This is a genomic window from Sporolactobacillus mangiferae (assembly GCF_023336505.1).
GTDB lineage: Bacteria > Bacillota > Bacilli > Bacillales > Sporolactobacillaceae > Sporolactobacillus > Sporolactobacillus mangiferae.
Genome location: NZ_JAMAST010000016.1, coordinates 14,482 through 40,648 on the forward strand (window position 1 = coordinate 14,482; position 26,167 = coordinate 40,648).

Annotated in this window: 25 protein-coding genes and 1 other annotated feature (1 of these 26 cut by a window edge); of the genes, 9 read left to right on the top strand and 16 right to left on the bottom strand. The window is 48.4% G+C overall.

What is annotated here, in order from left to right:
• Positions 1-20 precede the first annotated feature (20 nt).
• The gene (locus tag M3N64_RS11280; RefSeq protein WP_249102333.1) at positions 21-932 is read right to left on the bottom strand and encodes a peptidase U32 family protein; all 912 of its coding nucleotides are present in this window, start codon (positions 930-932) and stop codon (positions 21-23) included.
• A 178-nt stretch (positions 933-1,110) separates the two neighbouring features.
• Here M3N64_RS11280 and M3N64_RS11285 point away from each other — a divergent pair, with 178 nt between their 5' ends.
• Positions 1,111-1,974 (top strand): NAD(P)-dependent oxidoreductase, encoded by an 864-nt coding sequence (locus tag M3N64_RS11285; RefSeq protein WP_249102272.1) that lies wholly within the window; start codon positions 1,111-1,113, stop codon positions 1,972-1,974.
• Between the two features lie 226 nt (positions 1,975-2,200).
• On the opposite strand, the gene M3N64_RS11290 is transcribed toward M3N64_RS11285, so the two are convergent.
• Positions 2,201-2,623 (bottom strand): hypothetical protein, encoded by a 423-nt coding sequence (locus M3N64_RS11290; RefSeq protein WP_249102274.1) that lies wholly within the window; start codon positions 2,621-2,623, stop codon positions 2,201-2,203.
• Entirely contained in the window at positions 2,623-3,579 is a 957-nt protein-coding gene (gene manA / locus M3N64_RS11295; protein WP_249102276.1) for a mannose-6-phosphate isomerase, class I, read from the bottom strand. Before manA ends, M3N64_RS11290 begins: the two co-directional genes overlap by 1 nt.
• Before the next feature lie 306 nt (positions 3,580-3,885).
• On the opposite strand from manA, the gene M3N64_RS11300 reads away from it, so the two are divergent.
• The gene (locus tag M3N64_RS11300; RefSeq protein ID WP_249102277.1) at positions 3,886-5,226 is read left to right on the top strand and encodes a nucleobase:cation symporter-2 family protein; all 1,341 of its coding nucleotides are present in this window, start codon (positions 3,886-3,888) and stop codon (positions 5,224-5,226) included.
• Positions 5,227-5,329: 103 nt separating this feature from the next.
• Here M3N64_RS11300 and M3N64_RS11305 read toward each other — a convergent pair whose 3' ends face one another.
• Positions 5,330-5,731, bottom strand: coding sequence for a YjdF family protein (locus M3N64_RS11305; protein WP_249102278.1), 402 nt, complete (start codon positions 5,729-5,731; stop codon positions 5,330-5,332).
• Positions 5,732-5,963: 232 nt separating this feature from the next.
• Between M3N64_RS11305 and M3N64_RS11310 the strand changes: the two genes are divergently transcribed.
• From M3N64_RS11310 to M3N64_RS11335, 6 genes are all read left to right on the top strand, one after another.
• The gene (locus M3N64_RS11310; RefSeq protein WP_249102279.1) at positions 5,964-6,554 is read left to right on the top strand and encodes a TetR/AcrR family transcriptional regulator; all 591 of its coding nucleotides are present in this window, start codon (positions 5,964-5,966) and stop codon (positions 6,552-6,554) included.
• 5 nt (positions 6,555-6,559) lie between these two features.
• Entirely contained in the window at positions 6,560-6,865 is a 306-nt protein-coding gene (locus M3N64_RS11315; protein WP_249102336.1) for a carboxymuconolactone decarboxylase family protein, read from the top strand.
• Positions 6,862-7,110, top strand: coding sequence for a zinc ribbon domain-containing protein (locus tag M3N64_RS11320; RefSeq protein ID WP_249102280.1), 249 nt, complete (start codon positions 6,862-6,864; stop codon positions 7,108-7,110). Before M3N64_RS11315 ends, M3N64_RS11320 begins: the two co-directional genes overlap by 4 nt.
• A complete protein-coding gene (locus M3N64_RS11325) occupies positions 7,103-7,378 on the top strand; it encodes a TfoX/Sxy family protein (RefSeq protein WP_249102282.1) in 276 nt (91 codons plus the stop codon). The genes M3N64_RS11320 and M3N64_RS11325 overlap by 8 nt, the downstream gene beginning before the upstream one ends.
• 255 nt (positions 7,379-7,633) lie before the next feature.
• On the top strand, positions 7,634-8,629 hold the full coding sequence (locus M3N64_RS11330) for an ATP-binding cassette domain-containing protein (RefSeq protein WP_249102285.1): 996 nt from the start codon (positions 7,634-7,636) through the stop codon (positions 8,627-8,629).
• Positions 8,626-9,447, top strand: coding sequence for an ABC transporter permease (locus M3N64_RS11335; RefSeq protein WP_249102287.1), 822 nt, complete (start codon positions 8,626-8,628; stop codon positions 9,445-9,447). The genes M3N64_RS11330 and M3N64_RS11335 overlap by 4 nt, the downstream gene beginning before the upstream one ends.
• 334 nt (positions 9,448-9,781) lie before the next feature.
• Here M3N64_RS11335 and M3N64_RS11340 read toward each other — a convergent pair whose 3' ends face one another.
• The 7 genes from M3N64_RS11340 to M3N64_RS11370 all read right to left on the bottom strand — a co-directional run bounded on the left by M3N64_RS11340 (position 9,782) and on the right by M3N64_RS11370 (position 20,128).
• Entirely contained in the window at positions 9,782-11,068 is a 1,287-nt protein-coding gene (locus M3N64_RS11340) for an MDR family MFS transporter (protein ID WP_249102289.1), read from the bottom strand.
• Between the two features lie 385 nt (positions 11,069-11,453).
• Complete coding sequence (gene dat / locus M3N64_RS11345) at positions 11,454-12,305, bottom strand: D-amino-acid transaminase (RefSeq protein ID WP_249102292.1); 852 nt, start codon at positions 12,303-12,305, stop codon at positions 11,454-11,456.
• Between the two features lie 191 nt (positions 12,306-12,496).
• The gene (locus tag M3N64_RS11350; protein WP_249102294.1) at positions 12,497-13,558 is read right to left on the bottom strand and encodes an iron-containing alcohol dehydrogenase family protein; all 1,062 of its coding nucleotides are present in this window, start codon (positions 13,556-13,558) and stop codon (positions 12,497-12,499) included.
• Positions 13,545-14,216, bottom strand: a complete 672-nt coding sequence (locus M3N64_RS11355) for an MtnX-like HAD-IB family phosphatase (protein ID WP_249102297.1) — start codon at positions 14,214-14,216, stop codon at positions 13,545-13,547. Before M3N64_RS11355 ends, M3N64_RS11350 begins: the two co-directional genes overlap by 14 nt.
• A 356-nt stretch (positions 14,217-14,572) precedes the next feature.
• Positions 14,573-15,160: a competence protein ComK gene (locus M3N64_RS11360; protein WP_249102300.1), complete on the bottom strand. Its 588-nt coding sequence runs from the start codon at positions 15,158-15,160 to the stop codon at positions 14,573-14,575.
• A gap of 1,382 nt (positions 15,161-16,542) precedes the next feature.
• Positions 16,543-17,607, bottom strand: a complete 1,065-nt coding sequence (locus M3N64_RS11365) for a PTS sugar transporter subunit IIC (RefSeq protein WP_249102302.1) — start codon at positions 17,605-17,607, stop codon at positions 16,543-16,545.
• A gap of 160 nt (positions 17,608-17,767) precedes the next feature.
• Positions 17,768-20,128 carry a YfhO family protein gene (locus M3N64_RS11370; RefSeq protein WP_249102305.1) on the bottom strand — a complete coding sequence of 787 codons (2,361 nt, stop codon included), beginning with the start codon at positions 20,126-20,128 and terminating at the stop codon, positions 17,768-17,770.
• A gap of 413 nt (positions 20,129-20,541) precedes the next feature.
• Here M3N64_RS11370 and M3N64_RS11375 point away from each other — a divergent pair, with 413 nt between their 5' ends.
• Positions 20,542-21,447, top strand: coding sequence for an aldo/keto reductase (locus M3N64_RS11375; RefSeq protein ID WP_249102307.1), 906 nt, complete (start codon positions 20,542-20,544; stop codon positions 21,445-21,447).
• Positions 21,448-21,456: 9 nt separating this feature from the next.
• On the opposite strand, the gene M3N64_RS11380 is transcribed toward M3N64_RS11375, so the two are convergent.
• The 5 genes from M3N64_RS11380 to M3N64_RS11400 all read right to left on the bottom strand — a co-directional run bounded on the left by M3N64_RS11380 (position 21,457) and on the right by M3N64_RS11400 (position 26,056).
• Complete coding sequence (locus tag M3N64_RS11380) at positions 21,457-21,828, bottom strand: hypothetical protein (RefSeq protein ID WP_249102309.1); 372 nt, start codon at positions 21,826-21,828, stop codon at positions 21,457-21,459.
• Between the two features lie 101 nt (positions 21,829-21,929).
• Positions 21,930-22,760, bottom strand: coding sequence for an energy-coupling factor transporter transmembrane component T family protein (locus tag M3N64_RS11385; RefSeq protein ID WP_249102311.1), 831 nt, complete (start codon positions 22,758-22,760; stop codon positions 21,930-21,932).
• Complete coding sequence (locus tag M3N64_RS11390; protein WP_249102313.1) at positions 22,732-24,465, bottom strand: ABC transporter ATP-binding protein; 1,734 nt, start codon at positions 24,463-24,465, stop codon at positions 22,732-22,734. Before M3N64_RS11390 ends, M3N64_RS11385 begins: the two co-directional genes overlap by 29 nt.
• Before the next feature lie 92 nt (positions 24,466-24,557).
• Positions 24,558-25,115 (bottom strand): ECF-type riboflavin transporter substrate-binding protein, encoded by a 558-nt coding sequence (locus tag M3N64_RS11395; protein WP_249102315.1) that lies wholly within the window; start codon positions 25,113-25,115, stop codon positions 24,558-24,560.
• A 101-nt stretch (positions 25,116-25,216) separates the two neighbouring features.
• Positions 25,217-26,056 (bottom strand): SAM hydrolase/SAM-dependent halogenase family protein, encoded by an 840-nt coding sequence (locus M3N64_RS11400; RefSeq protein WP_249102316.1) that lies wholly within the window; start codon positions 26,054-26,056, stop codon positions 25,217-25,219.
• Positions 26,057-26,144: 88 nt separating this feature from the next.
• Positions 26,145-26,167: a binding site (T-box leader), on the bottom strand; it runs 241 nt beyond the window's last position.

Here is a 26,167-nt window from a genome sequence, read left to right on the forward strand (position 1 = left end):
CATCGCAACTCAAAAAATGGTTAATGAACGTCCTCGGGATTTTTCATATAGAAGCCCGTGCCAAGCGGCCGATGTTCAGGCTGAAGTTTCTTTAATCGGTTGATGAACGACTCTGGAACAAAAGCCCCTGCTTCGATGGCCCGTCTTGCTTCATCAAACAAGGCAACGATCGACACGAACGCGTCGCCGCGGAGCAGCACACCGTCCAGTTTCCATGTGTCCAGACCGTTTTCATGCATGATCTTCAGTTGACCCATCAGCGTTAAATCTTCAGTTGAAAATATATGTGTACCGTCTGTATCTTCGATAATCGGATACTGGCTGCCGGCATTTTTCGGATCACGCAGGAACAGGACCTGATCATCCAGCCTGGAGGCCCTGTCACCTGATGTATAGTGAAAATAATTGGTCAGCAGCGGCCGCCCCGACTGATGAATGCAGGTCGGACCGTATACAAGCACTTCGATCGGTCGATCCAGTTTTTGCTGCATCATTATAAGCTCTTTCAAGGTCAGTTCGCGTGCGGCGACAGCACCGGACGCTCCCTGACCAATCCAAAAGGCGATTTGCTCCGCCGAAGTAACCAATGTACCCGCATCATAAATATATGGAATCGGAAGTGCCTGTTCTTTCAGCATAAGAATGGCCCCAGGATCTCCGACTGCAAGAGCATCCACCTTCATCTCAGCCAGCTGAGTCAGATAGGCTGCAAACTGATCAATCTGCTTGTTGTGCATCAGCGCATTGCATGCCACTGTGACCGCCTTCCCGCGGCTATGTGCCAGCCGAACGATCGACTCGATCTCTTCCAGGCCAAGCGGGCGCGGCAGACGCAGACCGAATGGATGACCACCAGCATAGAGACGGTCCGCTCCCGCATCGATCAGCGCCTCTGCCTGATTCATTGATTCTGCCGTCGCAATGATTTCAATCAAAGTCATACCTCCGCATTCTTTCATTCCGTAAGCTTCATTATAACATGAACGCTAACATACTGTGAGCGTCACTCATCGGCACAGGTTGTTTTTGTGCTATGCTAATGTATATACAGATTGAGCGCAGATGAAATCATGGACTTGCAAATGCGCATGGTCAGGGAGTGAATAAGACATGATTGGATTTATCGGAACAGGTCTGATGGGCAGCCGTATGGCCGGGCGTCTGATTGACGCCGGAAATGAACTGGTCGTCTATAACCGGACACGGACAAAGGCGGAACCGCTGATCATAAAAGGAGCACGCTGGGCAAATTCACCTAAGCAGGTCGGTGCTCAGACTGACATCGTATTTACAATGCTCGCAGATCCTCAGGCTGTCGATGCAGTCGCCTATGGCGAAGACGGATTGCTCAACGGGCTGAAACCAGGCAGCCTTTGGGTGGACAGCAGCACGATCAGTCCGACACAGTCGATCAGACTTGCGAAAGCTGCCCAAGAAAAAGAGATTCGTTTTCTGGACGCACCGGTTGCCGGATCAACCGGCCCTGCGGAAAAAGGGGAACTGGTATTCTTTGTCGGAGGGTCCGAGAAAGCACTTGAAGAAGCACGGCCACTGCTGGAAATCATGGGCAAGGCCGTTCATTACAAGGGTACAAACGGCGCAGGAGCGGCCATGAAACTGGTCAACAACCTGATGCTTGGACAGACCGTCGCCGCATTCTCCGAAGCACTTGCGTTCGGGGAAAGCCTTGGACTGGATAAGGCGGGCATCATACGCTCTCTTTTTGCCGGACCGACAGCCGCACCGATTCTCCATTTCAAAGCGGACAAATTCATGAACGAAGATTTCGCGCATGCGGATTTCAAAGTGAACAGCATCTACAAAGATATGGAACTCGCCTCAGAAGAAGCGTACACACACGGCTTCGCGCTGCCGCTCTCGAATGCAGTTAAAGCGATGTACGGTCTTTGCCAGCAGCAGGGCAAAGGTACGCACGATTTTGCGACACTCTACGACTTCCTGAAGAAAAAATAAAAGCAGGCCAATCTGGGGCTAGATGCCGTTCGGAAGCCGCCGGGGGTGTGTCTATTCACGCAGCAGCACAAGCGGTCACTTTTACGCTGTTCAACTGAATTCCGCCGGTTCAGTCGACATTTTTCATTATTCGGTTGCGGCTGAACTTTTTGTCGATTCATTTTGACAACTTTAGCATTTCCATTTGATGAATAAAGGAGCAGGGCGCGCAGCTCTGCTCCTTTAGCTATGCCTTTCTTCTCCGCCATTTTCTTCCTGAGGTATGCTTTTTCATGCTTCTGTGTGTGTCGGCAGTGATTTGTCTGGCCACTCGCCTGATTTTTTCAGAAAGTGATAGCATTGGCACGGTATCAACCTGAACATGCACGTTATGTTTGCTGGCGAGTGAAGCTGTCTGCAGCGCAATGCCGACGGCGGCATTTTCCAGCAGCAGGATGGTGCGGCAGCGGGCGATGCTCCGTTCAGCCCGGGCCAGCTCTTTTTCCTTCAGCTTTTCGCCCTCACCATTCAGAAAGACAACGCGCGCGCAGCTTTGATCGCAGCGCCGGATCACTGCCGGTTTCTTTCGTTTCCTTTTCACCGGCAAATAACGTTCGCGCGGAGGAGCGCCGACGACCATGATCATCGGCTTTTTTAATCGAATCTTCATTATACAGGACTGGACACAATCAAATCAGCATAACCAGTGATTTGCAGAGCGTCCACTGCCGCTGGAACGACGAGATGATCACCTTTTCTGAGTGCATAACCTGTCTGATCAATGTGCAGCTTTCCCTCGCCATCAAGCACACTCATGAGCAGGAACGGCCAATTTTTCTTGATCGGTTCTGTTCGGCCGCGCACTTCCCAATGGGAGACCGTAAACAGGTGCTCACGCAACAGTTCGGTGAATTTCGCCTCAGCTTCCTGACGCACATGGTAGGTCAGTTCAGGATCGACATGCGGACAGTTTGCCACCTCGATCGATTGCTCAATATGCAGTTCACGCGGTTTGCCATCTGCTCCCGGCCGGTCATAATCATACACACGGTAGGTGATGTCCGAACTTTGCTGCGTCTCAAGAATCAGACAGCCGCCACAGATTGCGTGAATCGTGCCACTCGGAACATAGAAGAAGTCACCTGGCTTCACTCTGACGCGCCGAAGCAGGCTGTCCCATTTTTTCTCAGCAACCGCTCTGCGGAATGCTTCGCGCGATGAGGCTGTATGGCCGTACACGATTTCTGCATTTTCATCACAATCAATAATGTACCAGCACTCCGTTTTTCCGAACGGCACATGTTCCTTGTCCTGTGCGTAAGCGTCATTCGGATGCACCTGCACGGACAGATCCTCGCGTGCATCCAGAATTTTCGTCAGCAATGGGAAATCGTCACCGGCATAATGATCGAAAAGCTCCCGATGCTGCGTCCACGCGTCAGCCAGCGTTTTACCGGCCAGTGATCCGTTCATGATCACCGCCGGTCCATTCGGATGTGCGGAGATGCCCCAGCATTCGCCGGTCGTGTCACTTGGGATCGTGTACCCGAACAAATCACGCAGCCGCGTGCCGCCCCAAATTTTTTCACGAAATGAAGGTTGTAGAAAAAGTGGTGTTTTATCCATATCCGAGATCGTCCCCCGTTCTGTCAAATCAATCCGAACCTATTATACCATTCTTTTAGACCGAAAATGATTGCGCTTTAGTGTTTGTTTTTTGTCACATCCGGTTTGTGAACGAAAGACGGCTTCAGCAAATCGGCCGCTCGTCTGATGGCCAGGCAGAAAAAAATGAAAGATTATTTCATACAGTATCGCAGTTTTCGCCAATTTATTATAAAATTTGAGGTATTGCTTTCTCTGTCTGGCAGGAAAGCTAAGCCATCATTTCTTTTTTGTATGCTCACGTCAATTTGAAGAGGAGTGTGATTCATGAATTCAGCACAGAATCCCGGAAAAATTTTGTCCCTTGGCATTCAGCACATGCTGGCGATGTACGGCGGAGCGGTAATTGTGCCGCTGATTGTCGGAGGCGCGGTCGGTCTGAATAGTGCAGAACTTGCATTGCTCGTTTCGATTGATCTGGCTGCCTGCGGTCTTGCGACACTGCTTCAGGCATGGAAAAACCGGTTTTTCGGCATTGGTCTGCCGATCGTCATGGGCTGTACCTTCACAGCGGTTTCACCAATGATTATTATCGGCAAGTCATACGGGATGCCCGGCATATGCGGAGCGATTCTCGTATCCGGATTGGTCGTCCTGATTCTTTCGACTTTCTTCGGTAAAATCGTCCGATTCTTTCCCCCGGTAGTTGTCGGCACAGTGGTGATGATTATCGGACTGACGCTGATCCCGGTTGCTGTAAACAATTTAGGCGGCGGAAGCGGCGCCAAAAATTTCGGCAGCCCGCAGAATTTGATTCTCGGATTCGGCGTACTCGTCCTGATCGTCATCATGAACCGCTTTTTTAAAGGATTTCTGCGCACGATTTCAATTCTGCTCAGCATCGTTATTGGTACGCTTGCTGCAGCATTAATGGGTATGGTCAACTTTTCATCGGTCGCAAGTGCAGGATGGTTCAGCATGATCAAGCCGTTCAGTTTCGGCGCGCCAACCTTTCACGCTGATGCGATTATTGCGATGTCGATTGTCGGTATGGTCAGCTTAATCGAAACCACCGGTGTTTATATGGCACTCAGCGATATTACCAGACAGCCGATCAATGAAAAGTCGATGGAGCACGGCTATCGCGCGGAAGGGTTAGCCATTCTCGTTGGCGGTCTTTTCAACGCGTTCCCATACACCACCTTTTCACAGAACGTTGGTCTTGTTCAGATGACTGGAGTTAAAACACGTAAAGTCGCGATTGTCTGCGGATTTTCTTTAGTTGTCCTTGGCTTGATTCCAAAAATCGGAGCTTTGACTGTGCTGATTCCTAATGCGGTCATCGGCGGTGCAACGCTTGCCATGTTCGGTATGGTGATCGCTTCCGGTGTTCGCATGCTTGGCAAGGTAGATTTCGCGCGGCAGGATAATCTGCTGATTGTTGCCTGCTCCATTGGTGTCGGTCTCGGCGTTACCGTTCAGCCGGCACTGTTCGCCAAACTGCCGAGTCTCGTACAGATCCTTACCAATAACGGCATTGTTGCCGGCAGTCTGACCGCGCTTATTCTGAATATTGTCTTTAATGTCGGCCGGAAGCAGGATGAGCTTGAAACAACCGATCTCTCCAAACAGATGGTTGCTGAAGCAAGCGCTGCAAAATCTGAATAAACAGCAGGCCTTCAAAAAAATAAGCGGTTCCAGAAATCTTTAAAAATAGATAAGCGGAGAGAAAGGTTGAATCTTTCTCTCCGCTTATTTGTTTATTGAGGGATCAGCCTTTCCCGCGATGCCTTAACCTGGCTTTCCTTTTTCTCAGTTGATACTCTTGTTTTTTTAGAAGTTCTTTTTCTTCCCTGCTGCGTATGCGATTCAATTTCTTTTTTTGTTCAATTGCTTCCTTCATAGCTGTCTGCGCTTTTGTCCCGATGCCTGAACCTCGAGACTCTTTTGCAGCCATCCGTCTTAATCGCTTCGCATTGATCCGTTTGCCCGGGCGTCTTGTTCTCTTCGCCGAGGGCATAGATAGACTTTGATCAATCAGTCGATCCAAATCACGAAGAACAAAAGATAAGACATCGGGATTGCTCGGTTCAGGTCCGAACACATGCCGCGCGATCACTGCTTCAACAACACCGACCCAATACTGTTCATCGAAATACACCGTTAATTTCATAGAAAGCGCCTCCTCAGTTGTTTCATGAAATGACGGACATCCCGAGGAGGGAAGGATACTGATATCATCATTGATACATCCGGACTACCGACCGGATCGTGTTTTTTCATCTCATAACATGATTGAAGCATAGCAAAAGAATGCTGTCAACGCCGTTTGCTGGCTGGTGACTTGCAGAACTAGAGAAATAGAATTATAATGACTATATAGTCAGTGAGTGAGGAGTCATTATATGAATAAGCGTGAACTGCAAAGGCAACAGACACGTGCCACCATTCTTACCGCCGCCGACCACATTTATGCGGCGCATGGCTTTATACGCCCATCAACACAGATGATTGCCAAAGAAGCCGGAGTCGCTCACGGCACAGTTTTTCTCCATTTCCAGTCACAGGAAAAACTAATTTTGGCAGTGATTGAACATTTGGGAATGGCATTAACGGCACAAATTCACGAAGCATCAGAACCAGGGCATTCACTCAGTGACATTCTGCGCACACATCTGGACGCGATTGAAGCAAGCGAAGCGCTTTATACGCATTTGATTCTGGACCTGCCACAGTTGCCAGAAGAAGCACAGCAAACCGTGATCGGCATTCAATCAGTGATTGCCCATCATATGGATCAAGTCATAGGCCAGTTGAAGAAAGAGAAGAAAATAAAGGATCTCAGCTTTTCTTTCCTGTTCACGACATGGATCGGACTTATTCATTACTATCTGATGAACCGCAGGCTGTTTGCACCGCATGGATCAGTCCTTGCTTTTTACAAAGATCAATTAATCGCAAATTTTATAAAACTGCTGGAGGTGGATTGCAAGTGAATACAATGGACTTTTTTATGAAGGAAGCTCCTGAAGCTGCGCAAGCATTTAATGGGCTCATCAACTCGCTATCAGAATCTACAGGACTTGATCCAAAGACAAAACAGCTCATCTACACCGCCATGAGGGCGTCGCAAGGTGACACTGCCGCCGTAGTCGCTCATGCTCGGATGTTGAAAAGGATTGGCGCTTCGCGTGATGAATTAAAGGAAGCCATTTTAATGACGCTGACCGTCTCCGGAATCAAAGGCATCGCGGCCTGTCTGGAACCGGCGCTTCACGTATTTGATTCGGAGGTCGATGAAAAATGAAACAATGCATCGCATGCGGCATGCCGATGAAAAAAATTGACGACTATCCACTTGGCGACACAACGAAGGACTATTGCAAATTTTGTGCCCGTCCGGATGGGAGTATGCAAAATTACGATGAAAAATTGTCGTCTATGACCCAATTCATCATAAGAACCCAGGGACTCAATCCCGGTGTCGCGCAAAAATCCGCGGCATTCATGATGAGTAAACTTCCTGCATGGAAGAGCAATTCTGATGACTGAGCTACCCGATCTTCCCAACCTCGGTCCGGTACTTATTCACACGTTAAATAAAGTTAATATCTACACTGTGGAAGAACTGCGAACTAAAGGAAGCGAGCGCGCCTATCTTGCGATAAAAGAAATTGATCCAACTGCCTGCCTGAGCAAACTTTATGCACTGGAAGGAGCAGTGCAAGGGATTCGCTGGCATTTGTTGCCTGCCGACAGAAAAAAAGAGTTGAAAACATTTTTTGATCATCATAGGTCAGACGAACAAATGGCTGAATAAAATCATGGTTAGGCAACTGCTGCGAACAAACGATCAACACCATTATCAACTGAATGATCATTCGTTCGATCATCAGTTACCCCTGTACGCATCATTTTCGTCTCTCGAAGTCATTCCTATATTTAGCATCAATTTTTCAATGGGTGTAACCTGTTCTCATTCGCCTTTATCGAAAATATTTCATATAATTGTCATATATCCACTTTTTCTGTAACAACCTGTTTCGAGATATTTTCAATGATTAAGGAGGCTTCAATGAACAACATTATAAATCACGATGACCGCCCACTCGCCGTGCACGCAGAAGGACTGGTTAAGCGCTTTGGAAAACAGCGCGCGGTCGACGGTATCGATCTGAGCATACCTCAGGGTACCGTTTATGGATTTCTCGGTCCTAATGGTGCCGGAAAGACGACCACGATGAAGATGCTGGCCACTCTGCTGAAGCCGGATGAAGGCCAGGCACATATCATGGGCCATGATCTATTGACTGAGCCGAATGCGGTGCGCCGCCGAGTCAGTCTCACTGGTCAGTTCGCTTCGGTTGACGAAGATCTCTCTGGAATCGAAAATCTGATTTTAATCGCCCGGCTGATGGGTTATTCCCGTAAGGACGCGAAAGAAAGAGCGGGCGAACTGCTTGATGCATTCGGACTTGAAGAAGCGGCAGGGCGTCAGGCAAAGAAATATTCCGGAGGCATGAGGCGGCGTCTCGATATTGCCGCAAGTATGGTGGTACGCCCGGATCTTCTTTTTCTGGATGAACCAACTACAGGTCTTGATCCGCGCAGCCGCAATCAGATCTGGGCCATCGTCCGCGCATTAGTGAGTACCGGCACAACCGTTCTCTTAACCACACAATATCTCGACGAGGCGGACCAGCTGGCCGACCGGATTGCAGTGATCGACCATGGAAAAATCATTGCTGAGGGGACAAGCGGAGAATTGAAAGCATCCGTCGGTTCCGGTGTACTTCATGTACGGCTGCAGGATCCGGCAACACGGGCAAAGGCTCAGAAACTGCTTGCCGATACAATCGGGGCTCCTGTCCATCTGTCATCGGACCCTGCCGCACTGTCGGCGCAGCTGACCGCCCAGAAAAAAGGAACTCAGGCACTCGCCGCACTGGACGCAAATAACATTGAGGTCAGCGAGTTTTCTCTCGGTCAGCCAAGTCTCGACGAAGTCTTTTTAACTCTGACCGGCAAACCGACCGAAAACGATGTTCAGAAGGACGGTGCAAAGTCATGAACGCAGAACAGCATATGGAAAAAATGAAGGCCGCGCTCGTTGAACATGAACGTCCTGCAAAGCCAGGTGGCATCTCGACTTCACTGACATTTGCATGGCGCGCACTGCTCAAGATTAAGTACGTTCCGGAACAACTGCTTGACGTCACATTTTTCCCGGTGATGTTCACGTTAATGTTCACTTATTTATTCGGCGGGGCGCTCGCCGGGTCAACCTCGGCATACCTGCAGTTCCTGATTCCAGGGATATTGGTGCAGACGGTGGTTTTCACAACTGTGTATACTGGCGTCTCATTGAACGATGACATCTCTAAAGGCACGTTTGACCGTTTCCGATCACTTCCCATTTGGAGTCCATCCCCTCTGGTCGGCGCATTGATCGCGGACACTGTACGCTATACGATTGCGTCAATCATTGTCATCGCTCTCGGCCTGATTCTTGGATTCCGGCCATTGGGAGGTACTCTTGGTGTGATTGCCGGCATCCTCATCATTCTCATTTTTTCATTCAGTCTCTCCTGGATCTTTACCGTTGTCGGTCTGCTTCTTCAGACCTCAAAAGCCGTGATGGGTATCAGTATGACGTTGCTGTTTCCGATCACATTTGCAAGCAACATTTTCGTTGATCCGGCTACGATGCCTGGCTGGCTGCGCGCATTTGTTGACATCAATCCGGTATCGGTACTGACCACTGCCGTACGTCATCTGATGGGCGGCCGTCCCGCACTGGCGGAAATTCTCTGGGTCCTGACTGCATCGACTGTTCTGATCCTCGTCTTTGCGCCGCTGACGATGCATCTGTATCGTAATAAGCAATAGAGCCATGCTTTCGCGGACGTTCCATGTGGCCACATCTCGTGCATATTGATCGGTACGCTCGTATAAAAAGAGAGCACTCGTCGTCAAAGACTTCTGAGTGCTCTCTTTTTAGTTGCTTAATTAACGCGGGTTATCGGCCTGTTTGCATGATGTATCGGTCTGTTCGCGTATTTAATCGGTCTGTTTGATTAATCGTGATTTACCGGCCATCACTTTTCCACACTTTTTGCCCTGAGTTGTTGATCCTGTTCCTTTTTGTTTGCGCATCGCCTGCTGAGGAAGCAACGCTCAAGCAGGTCATGAATATGTGTAAAAAAACACACCATTCAGGCTGTCACTGCATGTTTTGTCCGGAAGCCAGCGGCCTGCGGCGATCACGGAGCAAAAACATCAGTCCGTATGTGCCCATGCCGACTAAAGCGACAGAGCCCAGAATGATAAAACTGAGCGAATAGCCGAACCAGACCGTCATCGATACAGCGATCGGCGCAATCGATCGTCCAAGTGAGAAGCGCAGGCCTGCAGCCGCAAAATACTGTGCGCGCAGACGTTCCGGAGCCAGTTTGGCGACAAAGCTGTCCTGCGCGCCAACGGCCATTAATTCCGCCCACGAAAAAAGCACAATGCCTAAGAGCAGCAACCAGACATTGACCGTGGAACCCAGCAGAAACATGGCAACACCGTAGCACAATGCAGATCCTATGAAAACACTTTCTTCACGGAAACGGGCCATCCATTTCGTCACAATAACGGTCAGCAAAGCGACACACAGACCATTGGTTGAAACCATGGCACTGAATAAACCTTTTCCATCGATAGTAGCCTGCCATTCTCCGATCGAAAACAATGTCTGCGTAGGTACCTGATCAGTCGTATACACAGCAATCAGCAAATCAAGCTGCATGAATGTCTGGGCAACAAGCACCCCGGCTAACAGATAAAGCAGAAAGACCCGGTCGGTAAAAATGACCCGGTAATCATTCAGCTGACTCCACGCATTTTTCAACCAGCTTCTTTTTACATCTTGATCTTCGGAAGGTTCTGCATGCGGCACAGTTTCATGGATCCAGTGCTGGAGCGCCCAAATTAAGCACAGGCTGACTACCGTACATACAATCAAAAAGAAAAAGCGTTCATTGAAGAAGAAAAAGGCGCCAAGCAGCGGACCAATGACTACCGTCACATTAATTGACGTGTAAAAAATTGCAAACACACTGGCCCGGTGCGCTTCAGGCACCACATCAGCAATCATGGCGCTGCTTGCCGGCCAGTACAGCTGCCCAAACAAACCGAGCAGTGAAAAGCTGATAAAAGTCAGCCATGGAGAGACAAGCCATGGTGAATTGGCCAAAGCAAAGAATGCAAAGCAAACCGCCTGACCAATCGCAGAAAAAACCATCATCCGTTTACGGCCAAAATGATCAGCGCAATAGCCACCGAACAGTCCGAACACCGTGCCGAAAATTTGAGAGATGATCAGCAGCATGCCTGCCATTTCCTGGCCAAAGTGATCAGAAAAATAAATCGCCATAAACGGAAAGAACATCCAGAAAAGGATATTAAACAAACCTTCGCCAAGCAGTCTCACTTTTAAATTAATGTCCCAGTCTCGCCACTTCACTGCAACTTCCACCTCTATTCAAACAAAAAGAGCCTGCGCACGGCACCATGATGCCATGCAGCAGACTCGGACTCATCCATCGTCATTACATTACATTCGGCATAGCTGTGCGTACGGACATAAAGACATTAAATTTTGCGGCAAAGCAGAAACAATTTTGCCTGGAAAGTCATTGCCTTTATGCACAGCCATTGGTCATCCCTACCTGTCATTAATCGTCTCGTTCGTGACACAGCTTCTGAATTATACTTTATTTTCTCGTATCTGACAATCGTTTTTTTAACACACGGCTCAGTTCAAATCTGCTGCTGTTTTTTGTCCTTCGCCAGCTTGCCGGGGGACACTGATTCGAAGATCCTGCCGTTTTTTTTCGCACCGCTTGCGCTTACTCTGCAATAAATTTGACAATAGCACGATTGAAAGCATCAAGCAGCTGCTGGCTGACCGGCCCCGGCCTGCCATCGCCAACCGGGTGTTCATCGATTTTCGTGACTGGACATACGCGCACACCCGTACTGGTAATGAACACTTCATCAGCATTGAGCAATTCTTCGGTTGTAAAAGTGCGCTCCTCAACCGGTATGCCGAGCTGTTCGGCAAGCCCGAGAACAAAAAGGCGTGTAATGCCATTTAAAATAAAATGATCTGCCAGATGTGTGATCAGCGTGCCGTCTTTAACCATAAATACATTGCAGGTTGTTCCTTCCGTCACAATGCCGCCACGATGCAGAATTGCGTCATCGGCCCCTTTTTCATATGCCTCCTGGTTAGCCAGTACATTGCCAAGGAGGTTCAGCGTCTTAATATCACAGCGTAGCCACCGAATATCGTCAAGCAGGCTGACTTTAATTCCGTCCGGATGCAGATCCTCGTCTCTTGGCGTTGCCTCCACGCTGCCTGTCAGTACACAATCAATTTTCTTCTCCGGAAATCGATGCTTACGCGCGATGGCCCCGCGTGTCACTTGAAAATAGACATAGCCGTCATTCATTTCGTTTTTCTGAATCAGCGTCTTCAGACGATCTACCAGATGCGGTGTATCATAGGGCAGGTCAAGCCTCAGCTCACGTGCGCTTCGTTCCAGGCGCTTCATATGAAGATCCAGCAAAAACATTTTGCCGTTGTAAACACGGAGTGCTTCATAAATACCATCGCCAAATTGGTAGCCGCGATCTTCCATATCTACCTTTCCCTGTTCCCGCATTAAAAAAGAATCGTTGTACAGAATCACACTCATCAAATGCACCCCTCTCCTGCTTACGTTCATCACATTTTTTCTATTATACCTTGCCGTGACCGTCACTCACAACCGCCGATACTCATTTGTCGCCAGCACTTCTCTTTGCCAAGCTTCTGGCGAGAGTGAAGGCAGTGCATGAAAAAAAGAGACAGCCGAAACCATCTCTGGGGAATGCGGATTCTGTCGCGTCAGACAAGTATCTCTTTTAAAACGGGGTCCTCATGCAGAATCTGATGCGCGCGCGCACGATATTCCGGAACATGCAGAAAGGTATAGCGCATAGGTTTCATCTCCGGTGCCCGATCAATCGCCATGTCAAAGTCGACCATCGTCATGCCGACCGTCTTGGCGAATGTGAAAAAGCCTGTATCGCGCAGTACCTTCGTCACTCGCCGGTAGCGATGATCCTGAACCTTACTCATTAAGTAGGTCGCGACGCCTACCTGAATACCGTGCAGCTGCGGCTTTGCGGAATACGTGTCAAGCGCGTGCGAAATAAGATGTTCACTGCCGCTCGTCGGCGCACTGCTGCCGGCAATTTCCATCGAAATCCCCGCCATGGTCAGTGAGTCAACCAGTTCCTTAATAAACAAATCGTCACAGATCGTACCAAAGTCCGTACGCACGAAGCTGTTGACCGCCTTCTTCGAAATCATCAATGCACAGTCGTCCACACGGGTACGTCCGTTCTTTTCTTCAAAAATCCAGTCTTCAGCGGCCGTAATCTTAGAAACAAGATCACCGACACCGGAATAGATAAAGCAGTTCGGCGCATTCTTGACCACGTCAATGTCAATAATGATGCCATAAGGCATTTTTGCGTGGACGGAAATACGGCGCCCATGGATGGTCAGCGATGTATTTGAACTCGAAAAACCGTCATTAGAAGTCGAAGTGGGTACACTGACGAAAGGCCATTTGCGCAGCAGTGCCGTATATTTGGCCGCATCAAGCGCCTTGCCTCCCCCAATGCCGACGACCGCTTCCGTCTGAAATGGCAGCCGAAAAGCATGGTCGACAACGTTGTCAATATCAATATCGCTGACTTCCTTTGTCCCCAGCATTTCAATTCCGGCCTCTTTCAACGAACCAAACACCGTTTCACCCAGCATGTCCGTAAGCCCTGTGCCGAAAAACACAACAACCTTCCTGAACTGGTGGCGGCTGAGCAGCCGTCCGATATTCGCCATATTCCCTTTGCGTACATCCAGCAGAGACGGCACAACGATTTGATGATTATTTGCGACCATGGATCAAAACCTCCTCCTGCCCGGCAAGATAGTCCGCAACCTCTTTAAAATTATTGATCGGAACGTAGCGCCTGTTCTCCTGATCAAGCAGTTTCTGCAGTTTTCCTTTAGCAAAAATCGTATCGGCGAGCATCGCTGCTTCTAAATCTGGCCGGCTGTCCCCGGCAAAAAGCACTGTATCATAATCTTTCATTAATTCACGGGCCAGTCTGGCTTTGTCAATGCCGTAGAACTCAGAGAAATAAGGACCGTCCGAATCAACCTTTAATTGAATCCCTCTGTTTTCATACACACCGGGATTGGAATAAATTTTCACATCTGTTATACCCTGTTTTTCAAAAATTCGCTTGATATAATAATCTGTACCTGCACTGATTACTACAAAGTCACCGCCGTGTTCCTTTACCCAATCAATCACCCGCCTGGCATCGGGATCGAACGGAACGGCATCGATATCCTCGGCAATCTGCCGTTCATCACGATCCAGCGAACCAAACAAGCGGCTTAAATATTCAAGATCGGTCATGACTTTCCGATCCCAGTCTGCGTATAGCTGATCCTGCTGATCCGCATAATGGCGTTCAATAAGGACATGGAAAAAATCTTTATCGGACAAGGTCCCATCAAAGTCGGAAAGAAAAAGAAAGGATTTTGTCATATAATAATGCTCCTTTATTCATTCTGTTATATTACAGTTTCAGTATATCAGATCATTCACCCATGAAAATTTATTGCAACCGCAACCAATGTGTCAAAGTGATGAAATTCTTTTAAGTGTCTCTGCCTCTCATACTATTCCCTGTTTTCAGCAAAGTACTGTTAAGCTTATCGACCGAAACGCCAGGAGGCGTGAGCCTCTTCAGATAAATGGAAATGGTGCTTCCTTTGCTCGTATCAACAGCGTCTGTAGCGCAGGCGCCCGCGTTGTTCAGCCAGATCATTGTTTTGATACAGGGCAGAACATGCAAAAACCCGCCGGGCAGTGCCGGCGGGGATAAGGATCACTCATCTTTTTTATACAGGCAATTGACGATCATCTTCATGTGATTCCGGATGAATATAAAATGTACCGGTTTCCATGTAACTGATTCTTTGCGGTTTGTTTTTTCTTTTTGACTCGTTTTCCAAGGTATATTTTGAAATCCGTTCACGCAGCTGGTGGCGATATTGCATTGCCCGCATCATGCGTCCGCTGAACGGACCCGGACTCATTGGAAGCTCAATCTTTTTATCACAGGTTAAAGAAACAGACACAGTTCCGTGCTTGCCGATTTCATGCCACTGCAGTACGTGAGAAAAGGCAAGCCACGCACAATAGTCTGAACGCTCGGTCATCGACGCGACAAAAATGATGCCAAGCTCGCCGCAGACACAAATTGGCGGCATACTTTTATAGCCCATCTCCCGGGCACATTTTTTTCTGCCCGTGTAGGAGGATCCGTAGTAGCCGCACGACCGCTCGACAATCGCTTTCGGCAGCCCTGCAGCATAGACTTCACCTCCTTCTTCAACCACAAGCGTACCCAAATGTCCGTCGGCAAATTGATACGGGAGAAGCGCCATGGTCTCCGGGCGAATAATATAATGCTGTCGAATTTTCATTCGCATACCTCACTTCATCTCATTTTTTGAGCAAAACACAGACATGAGCGACAACGAATTTGGTTGGGGAAAAACCGCTCCCGGGGTAAGAACATTCAGCGGTTTTGATAGGAGAGAAAATGCGCGGCGGCAAATAATTCTTTTGGCCCGTGCATTTATATCTAATATTATAAAATGGATTTTATAAATTTCAATCCTTTATTTCCATTGTTTTCTGAAATTTTCAGCCTTTTCACAATTTGTTCATTTTTAACTTATGATCCCATGGCAAAGAAAACCTCTGCCTTGATGCTTAAACATGATATTGTCTTGCTGGATTAATGCAAGGTCTTAAACTTTCTTTACCTTAGAGAAACCGGGCATAGCCCGGTCCTTACTTCCGCATGATGCGGTGGCTTTCGCGTTTACAGGACGTACTTTCACAGGATCTCGTTTGACTGCGATTTACCGACCAGTTCGGTGGAACTTTTTCAGTTCGGTGGAAGTCTTGCAGTTCGGTGGAAGTCTTGCAGTTCGGTGGAACTTTTTCACTGTTCGGTGGAAGTCTTGCGGTGTTCGGTGGAACTTTTTCGCAGTTAGGTGGAAGTTTTACTGTTCGGTAGAACTTTTTCACTGTTCGGTGGAAGTTTTACAGTTCGGTGGAACTTTTCCGTAGTTCGGTGGAACTTTTCCGTAGTTAGGTGGAAGTTTTGCGGTGTTCGGTGGAACTTTTTCGTAGTTAGGTGGAAGTTTTACTGTTCGGTGGAGCTTTTTCACAGTTAGGTGGAAGTTTTGCAGTGTTCGGTGGAACTTTTTCGTAGTTAGGTGAAAGTCTTGCGGTGTTCGGTGGAACTTTTTCGTAGTTCGGTGGAAGTTTTACTGTTCGGTGGAGCTTTTCCGTAGTTCGGTGGAAGTCTTGCGGTGTTCGGTGGAACTTTTTCACAGTTCGGTGGAAGTCTTACAGTTCGGTGGAACTTTTTCACAGTTAGGTGGAAGTTTTACTGTTCGGTGGAGCTTTTCCGTAGTTCGGTGGAAGTCTTGCGGTGTTCGGTGGAACTTTTTCACAGTTCGGTGGAAGTCTTGCAGTGTTCGGTGGAACTTTTTCACAGTTAGGTGGAAGTTTTACTGTTCGGTAGAACTTTTTCACTGTTCGGTGGAACTTTTCCGTAGTTCGGTGGAGTCTTGCAGTGTTCGGTGGAACTTTTTCGTAGTTAGGTGGAAGTCTTGCGGTGTTCGGTATGATTTACCGGCCAGCGCACTTTCGTATCTGGCTGCACTTTTATGCTTAGCTAAAATCTTATACTTTCTTCACCTGAAAAAAGCGCCTCACTCAGTCACGGTGAGACGCCCTCTCTTCTATCTGGAAAAACGGCTGGAACCATACTGTACGTATGCCGGTACAATCAGGGATTTTCGATATAATCTTCCCTTGTATACAGATGCAGCTTTGTCCGGCACAGCCATTCAAAAAACCAGCCGAACAAAAACGGGAGAATAATGAAAACGAATAAAATGATCAGCATATTCACTGCCGTTGCCCCGCCCGGCATGAAACGGATCGCATTCACCGGCCCGACCAGCCCGGAGAATCCGAAACCGGCACTGATCGGTGTGCCTTTAATCTGAAAGATAACCGCCAGAATGCCAAGCACAGCGGCATTCAGTACAACCGGCACTAAAATGATTGGCTTGCGGACAATGGCAGCAATCATAATTTTCGGAGTGCCCAGCAATGCGGACAGCGAGAGCCCGATCGGATTCACGCGCACACCTCCGATGAACATGCCGACCGCGGCCGCGACAACACCCAGATTCCCTGCACCCGAAGCAATCCCGCTCATACTGATTGCGGTTGCGATCGCCACAGTCGAGATCGGTGAAACAATAATAACTGAAAAACTGACCGCAACAAGGATACCCATCAAAATCGGGGCAAGTGCAAAATAACTGTCAACAAGCTGTCCAACCGCCAGCGTAATTTTGCGGACAAAGGGCAGCAGCCATAATCCGATTCCGCCAGCCACGACACAGACAATGGTAGGCAGAAGAAGCGGAGCAAATGCCTTCAGCCTGTCGCCGATAATCAGAACGACACCAGCTGCGGCGGCGGCTGTCAGCAAAGTATTGATCAGGTCACCCATGCCGTTTACAAGCACACCTTTGGCAGTGAAACTCAACGCTCCTGATCCAATATAGGCCGCAGCAGCCACGGAGACAATCTGGATCGGATTGAATTTGAATCGTAAAGCGATTGCCGTACCAATCAGAAGCGGCACGGCGAACATAATTATGGTCACAATTTGCAGCATTACGCCGAAAATCGGCAGGCGCGGGGCAAGTGCCCTGCAGATTTCACTGAGCAATGCGGACGGCACCAGTCCGGCGACAATACCGACCGCCAGACCATTCAGAACATGATTCGTGAATGTCTTCACGTTCATCCGTTCTTTCCTGTTTTCATCATTCACATCAATACCCTCCAACCTTCTGTTTTGCCCTTTTCTCTCTGCTTTTAGTCTTGCCTGTTATTCTATCAAGTAATATTTCTTTTGTCGATACAATGCGCTGCAGTGTTAAAGAATTGTCCGCACATAAATGCCGGAATCTGCAGTTTCTGATTCTGACGTTTTATTTGCTTAATTCAGGCATGCGACGCATACGCTGCGGGAAATTCAGACGTTCTGAGAACAGATAGACTGCAAATCCGGCAATTGAAAGAAGCGCGATAACGATTCCTGAAGTGAGGCCCGGGGTTTGATAATTGAAACGGATATGGTTTGCGCCCTCAGCGACCGGGACAATCATCATTCCGTCTGCATTGAGAATCCGGACGGATCGGCCATTGACCGTTGCCGACCAGCCTTGATCATACGGAACACTGAAGAACGCATATTTATCCGTATTGGCCTGAATTTCAGCACTGAATCCGTTACGGTCGCGTTGAAAAGAAAGGGAGGCTTCCTTTGCACGTTCGTTCAGATCCTGACGATAGTCTCCTTTAGAATTTGTAAACATTTGTGAATCCGGCAGCGGTACAAGATAATTCTTCACCCTGGGCACGTCACTGTCTTTAATCACGACTGCCCGAAGCAGCACCGAAGGCTTATATTCATCAGAAATATGGCGGAATTTGCTCTCCGGAACATAATAATCATAAGTAAACCCTATTGGAAGCATCTCTTTATTCTCATAAACATAAACCATATTGGTACCATTATTGAATTGGGTGTACAGTGGCTTATTGATTAATTTCGCCGTACTTACGAAAAAACGCTCTGAAAGCAGCGGCTTAAGGGCAGATGCATCGGGAGGGATAATGGTCTTCACCCCTCTCGGCGATCCAATCGATGCATAAAATTTGAAGATTGATCCGTTCACCATGCTCGTGAATGAATTGACTGTCGGCAGACCGGCAACCATGGCCAGATTCCAGCCGTCATCGCTGATACCTATACGGTAATTTTCTGCCTTCGGAAGGCGGCGCTTCAGTTCCTGCCCTGTTTTGACGACCGTATCCTGAATGGCCTGACCATTTTGATAATCATAGATGCTATGCGTTGCAAAAATATTAAAAAAACCAAGTCCTCCGCAGAAAATAACAGTCAGAATCAGTGCAGCGGCATGCCAGTGTTTTGCCTGCCGGAAGCGCCATACCAGAAAATAGGCAGCGCCCAGACCCGCAGCAGCGGCTGTCAGATAAAACAAAAACTGGTCATAATGGAATACCGCACTTCGCTGCGTCGCGCTCCACGGATAAAAGAGCAGAAAACCGGCCAGTGCCGCAAGCGCCGAAGCACAGATTAAAAGACTTTTTTTCATAGGAAGCGATTCTCGCCTCTCCAGAGCGACTGCCGACATCAGTGCCATGATGAGCGTCGGCATGTAGAACCAACGCGCGTAATACGAAGCATTCAGCACATAAAAGAGACTGTTCAGAATCGGGACCGCGGCAACAATACAACAGCCGATCATCAGTCGGCGCATCCAGTTCCTGCCGCCGAACATCATGGCAAGCACAAGCACCGGACCGAACAGTGGCAGGTAGGCACCACTTGAGGTAAAATCCGAAGCATAGATTGCCGATTGATGCGGCATCAGATCTGCCGGCATAAGGAATGCCTTAATGATCTCAAGGTACCGGCTGCCACTGAATACGAGCGCATTCGGTCCGTATAAGAAAGAATCAAGGCGCGGGTTCTGAAGCGTAAACAGAATGGCTGGCACAAAGATCACGCTCGCCATGCCAATGCCAAGCACTCCTTCCCAAATCACATGCGGCAGTCGGCGCAGGTACCTTCTCCAGTCTTCCGCGATAAAGCGAAGCAAATAATAGAGCAGCAGAAAGACGATTTCACCGATGAAGAAAAAGAAGTTCAACGTCGCATTCAGTGCAACCGCCGCCGCAAACCAGCCCTTTTTCCGTTCAAGAACAAGCCGGTCAAAGCCCGCCATCAGAAGCGGGAACAGCGCAACCACATCATGAAAATGGTTGAACATCAGATTAACTGTTGTAAATCCGGAAAACGCATAAAGTAAAGCGCCAATCACGGCATAGCGCTCATCCGAAACGTGGCGGCGAACATATCCGAAGGCAGTCATACCCGCTACGCAATATTTCAGCATGTACATCGGCCCGATAACGTACGGGAAAGCCGATGGAGGAAAGAGCAGGCTCAGCCAGAAAAAGGGGCTCCCCAGCGTGTAAAAACTGTATGAGGCAATAAAATTGCTGCCCAGATCAGTCGACCAGTTCCAAAACCAGTCACCGCTCTTAATCGCCCGGTTGCTCAGCATATTGAACGGAATCTGCTGATAGTTAAAATCCCCGACGAGCGTAAACAGGCCTTTATTTGCTATGATTGACGGAAGAAACATGATTCCGGATGTGATCAGACAAAGCACAAACACTTTTACATAAGCGGAACGGAAAATTTTTTTTACAAATACGAAAGTGGTCACCATTACGTACTCCTTGTCCTGCTCGTTCATCACTGCTAATCTTTTATTCTTATATTTTACAACAACCAGTCGTTGTATAAAGAAAAAGATGCTGTTAAATTTTACTGCTGTGCTTCGGTTCATTAAAAAGGAAAGCAACCGTGTGAAACGCACCGGCAGCGATCTTCATCCATATAGCTTTCGTCCATTTTGAACTATTAAAGGAGGGCAAACAGAAAATTAACAAACAGAGGCAGGAGAATACGCCCGCACTGTACAATTTCTAATAGGGTGATTCTGCGGAAACAAGCATGCCGCAAAAAGGAAACTTGCCGTATCTGTTATTCAGGAAACTATGTTTTTCGTCAGTTCCGCATAGAGTCAGAACATTCAGGATCTCCGGACACTAATTCGAGCATATAAATCATGCCTGCACTATTTTATAAAAAGGGGGAGGATTATTCATGAAATGGACAGAACAGCAACTCGATACTTTAAGAAAGGAGGCTGAAGTGCGTCGCGTCACGCTTGCAGACGGAACCGAACTTCCGGTTATCGGTCAGGGAACGTGGCACATCGGTGATGATCCGTTCACGCGCAGTACGGAAGTGTCAGCCATCCGTCTCGGCATCCGTCTGGGAATAAAACTGATCGATACTGCAGAAATGTATGGTGAGGGCCGGTCGGAATCATTAATCGGCGAGGCTATCAAGGGGATGCGTGAGCATGTTTTTCTCGTCAGCAAGGCTTATCCAAATCATGCAACCCGAAGAAAACTGGTGCACGCCTGCGATGAAAGCCTGAAGCGGCTTGGCACCGATCATCTTGATCTTTATTTGCTTCACTGGCGCGGTGCGACACCGCTTGCAGAAACAGTCAGCGGCATGGAGGACTTAAAAAAGGCAGGAAAAATCAGACACTGGGGTGTCTCTAATTTTGATACACAGGACATGCAGGAACTCTGGTCAGTTCCGGGCGGTACCAACTGTGCCGTAAATCAGGTGCTCTATCATCTCGGTTCGCGCGGCATTGAAGTAGATCTTCTTCCCTGGATGCGCGCGCACCATGTACCCATGATGGCCTACTGCCCGCTCGCGGAAGGCGGTTCACTGAAAGCGCAGCTGCTTCACGATCCGGCCGTACTCAAAGCGGCAAACCACCATCAGGCAACGCCGCTCCAGATTCTGCTCGCCTGGTCGATTCGTCACGCAGAATCAGACGGCATAATCTCGATCCCGAAAGCGGCGCAGCCACAACATGTTTTTCAAAACGCTCAGGCAGCCGCCATCAGGCTTACTGAAGAAGAACAGGATGCTCTGAATCATGCGTTTCCACGTCCGACACAGAAGATTCCCCTGGACATTGTGTAAGTTTCTCGGCTAAATAAGCGGATCAAATCTTTTTCTTGTTGTTAAAAAGCAGGCACATATAAAAATCACATATTGAATGAGTGCACTGTACATGAGATTCCAGTTCATCAGTGTAACGATGCCAAGTGCCCGAATGATCGAAAGCCCAATGATCGAAAGCACCACGTACAGAAAAGCATTTAAAAATGGATTTCGAACCGGGCGATACTGCAGGAGCAGCATGACGGTTACCGGCAGTGACGTCAGGCTCGACGGAAAATAATTGTCGGTAAATGGGATCACCGGATAATCGTACCGCCGAAGCCAGTAGGCCAGATACATCTGGTGCAATTCGAGTGTTTTGTCGTTGATGTGCTGGGCATTTATTAAATAAATATCCATTAAAATCATCTCCATTAAAGTATAAGCCGGAGATTCCGAAAAATATACGCTGCAGAGCAGAAAAGAAGACAGCCGAATGCAGCTGTCTTCTTTTCACGTTTTCAATTAAAAGGATTATAATAGCGGCTGCCACGATGAAAGGAGAGCCAGAGTGAAAGAATGAGGAGCAGCATAGAAAAGGCGACCGCTAAATAATCAATACAGGCAAACGGACGCTCATCATACCAGGTCCGCTTCTTTTTCATCCCGAACCGCCTGAGCTCCATGGCGTTGCTGATCACTTCAATCCTGTCCAGCGTGGAGAAAACAAGCGGAATAATGATAGCCGCCGCCTGGCGCATTCTCCGCCATAACTTCTCTTTTTTAGATAAATCAATCCCGCGCGCCTGCTGCGCCTGAGTAATTTCATGATAGCTGCGCTGAACATCGGGAATATAACGGAGTGTAATCGATACAGCATATGCAATCCGGTAACTGACCCCGATTCGATTTAAGGATGCGGCGAACTCGCTCGGGTGTGTGGTTACGATGAAAAGCAGCGCAAAGGGAATGACCGCAAAATACTTTAACGTCACATTAAGTTGATAAAAAAGCTGTTCAAGCGTCAATGAATAGCTTCCCGGCAAGTGCAATAGGATATGCACGGTCCCGTAGATTGACGATCCCTGCTGCGGCGCAAATATATATATGCCCAAATTATTAAGCAGCAGAAAAATCAGGATGAAGCCGAGCACAAAGGCTATCTCGCGCAAATGTACGTTAGCCATTCGAAAAATAACGATGCCCGCGATCAGCATAAACACAAGAATGCGCGTATCAAAGGTTGTCATCGCGATCACCGACCAAATGATAAAACAAACCAGCTTAGCGGCTCCGGTCATTCGATGGATCGGTGTCGCGCGTTCAATGTAGCTGAGCATCTGCATCTTCACTACGCGATCGCCTCCTTTTTTCACCCTGAATAAAGCGATACACGAGTGCCGAAGGATTTGAAAAACCGGCACGTTCAGCCAAATGATACAAAGAGGTTGTCTTCAAATTGGCACGTGCTGCAATCTCGGAATCAGAGAGCAGATCGGCAGGATGCCGATCGGCAATCAATTGTCCGTCAGCCATCACCAGCGCCCGGTCTGTGTATTCCAGCATCAGATGCATATCGTGCGTAATCATAATCAGCGTGACGCCCTTATCATTGAGTGATTCCAAAAAACGCATAATCTCTGTATAGTGCTGGTAGTCCTGACCGGCCGTCGGTTCATCCAGAATGAGCAGACTCGGCTCAAGAACCAGAACGGACGCAATCGTCACTCTCTTTTTCTGTCCGAAGCTGAGTGCGGATACCGGCCAGTTCCGATAGGGATAGAGCCCGCAGACCTTCATCGTCTCACAGACTCGGGAGCCGATTTTTTCTTCATCAATACCTCGAATTCTTAATCCAAATGCAACTTCGTCAAAAACGATGTTCTGTGAAAGCATTTGATTCGGATTCTGCATCACAAGCCCTGTCTTCGCCGACCGTTCCCTGATTGTCTGCGTACGAATATCCACGCCGCCGACATAAATTGCACCCGAATCCGGCTGTTCCAAACCACATATTAATTTCGTAAGCGTTGATTTCCCGGCACCGTTCTTGCCGACAAGCGCAATACGCTCACCCGCCTGCACAGAGAAACTAACATGCTCAAGTGCCGGCCGATTCGGCTCATAACCAAAACAGACGTGTGAAAGCTCCAGAATCGGCTGGCCACTCGTTTGCGCTCTTTCCGGAATGGTCACCTCTGCCCAGTCGCGCAGTGATTTTACGATGCTGCCCATTTTTATTCGGTCAAGCGATTCCGGGTGCAGTTCCGGGGTAATCGGGATACCTGCACGTTTCAAGGCGGTCAGATAGAGTGGTTCACGTACGCCATGTGCGCCAAGAATGCCGGAACTAAGCAGCTGATCCGGCGGCGCATCGGCAGCAATTCGGCCGTCTGCAACAAGCACAATGCGATCAATCCCAATCTCAAGCACCTCTTCGACGCGATGTTCGATAATGATCACGGTCACACCCGTTTCCTTTTGAATCCGATCAATAAGATGCATCGCCGATCTTCCCGACAGTGGATCAAGATTGGCAAGCGGCTCATCAAACAGAAGAATGTTTACCGGATCAACCATCACGCCAGCCATTGCGACACTCTGCTTCTGCCCGCCCGACAGTTCATGCGGTGACTGTTTAAGAAAGCGCTCCATACCAACCCGCTCAGCGGCCTGTTGCACGGCACGTTTCATTCTCGCTTGCGGAATCGCGTCATTTTCCAAAGCAAATGCAATATCTTCGCCTACCGTCAGTCCGATGAACTGAGCGTCGGTATCCTGAAGTACAGTACCTACTTTTCTCGACAGAGCAGACAGCGTCTGATCGTCCGATCGTGCCCCCATTATTTCAAGCGTCCCTCTGATTTCACCTTTATACGCATTCGAAATTAAACCGTTAAGACAGCGGCCAAGCGTGCTTTTTCCCGATCCGGACGGTCCGGTAATTAAAACCCGTTCGCCTTGATGAATCGTTAAATTAATCGCGTGCAGCGACGGGCTTTCCTGGCTTCTGTATTTAAAGCTGAATGCTTTGAAAGCGATGATCTTTTTCTTCATGACAGCTTATTTCCTGTATGTTCGTCCTTATCTATTCGCCAGGACAGCCATTCAAGCAGCAACAGGAAAAACACCTCCCGGATGTGTATCAATCAGGCTTCTTTTTTCAGGCTTCCTGCCTTTGTCCGTGTCTGTGCATAGAGCCAGATCAGCAGTGTGCCGAAAATGCCGACCGTGACAATATCCAGAATGCCTGCGGTAAAGCCTTGCACAAATACCTTATTTGCTGGTTCGCCATAGATGGCAATATCCAGGGCTGGAGCAATCAGAAACCAGCCAATCGCCTGGGTCACCAATTGAAAAACATTAAACACAGCAATTGATTTCCACCCGAATTCACCGTCCGATATTTTAAGAAAGCGTGAAGCAAGACCAAATCCAATGCCGACAATCGCGGAAACGATTACCCAGCTCCACCAGACGCTGCCGTACTGAAGTGCATCGCCGAGTGAGTGCCCGATCAACCCGATCAGTCCTCCGGCAACCGGTCCGTAAATAACAGCAATCAGAGCAAGAAAAATGTAAGAAAGTTGCACGGTTGTATTCGGTATAAAACCGACAGGAATTGAAATATAACGAAGGATAATAAAAATAGCGGCACCGATACCAGCAGCAACAACGGTACGAATAGACAGCCAATCTTTTTTCATCAAACCCATCTCCTTTTTAACTGTTAACTTTCACCGACCCAATCCATGCAGCACTTCTTCTTTCCCCTGTCCACATCACCACCTTATCACTGATTCGAAAATCACACTTTGCGGATTGAAATATGCCAGTTCGTGCCCGTACCGATGGAGTATGCCTTTGCAAACGAGCCCTGATTAATCGCCACACCGACATTTTCAAGCGAATTAATATACAGCAGCGGTTCACCAATGGCTACCTCAGCGAATGATCTGCCAAACACCATTGTGTTCTCGTACACGGTGCGTGTATCATTCTTGATTTTTACAGCCAGGCGGTCACCGCGCGCCACATCCAGTTCATGAAAAAGCAGATGACCGATATTTGTCCAGAGATTGCCGAAACGCACATCGAGTATGTCAATCGTTCCACTCACCTGATTGCCCTCCCGGTAGGACGGAATAATCGGCAGTTCAGTGACCGATTCAATCGGCACTGATTCCCCGAACTGCTCATAATCAATAATGCCCGCCGCCAGTTTCGCACCGTTAAAAGCATAAATATCTCTGCCAAAAAAAGTGAATGACTCACCTGCAGTCGGCAGTTTATTTTCCTTTTCGTCAAACGTCCGCACACTTTCAATACCTTCAATTTTTTTAATATGCGTGAGCGTCCCATTGTCCGGTGTAATGATGTATTGATTTTTGCGTGTCCGGGCAATCACGCTTCGGCGCGTTGACCCGACACCGGGGTCGACAACCGATACAAATACGGTCCCCTCCGGCCAATAATCAATTGTCTGGCGCAGTCTGTATGAGGCTTCCCAGATATTGTATTGCGGAATATCGTGAGTCAGGTCATATATCTTTAATGCCGGATCAACGGAATTCGCAACGCCATACATCGCGCAGACCGCCCCGTCAACAAGCCCGAAGTCCGTCTGAAAAACCAGTGCTTTACTCATTTGAATCCCCTCTCTTTTTGTAATCACGTGTCTCATTATTCCACAGATGGATCGCTGAAAAACCAAAAACCCCGCCCTTAATCCATTGATTAAGGACGGGGGAGAACTCCG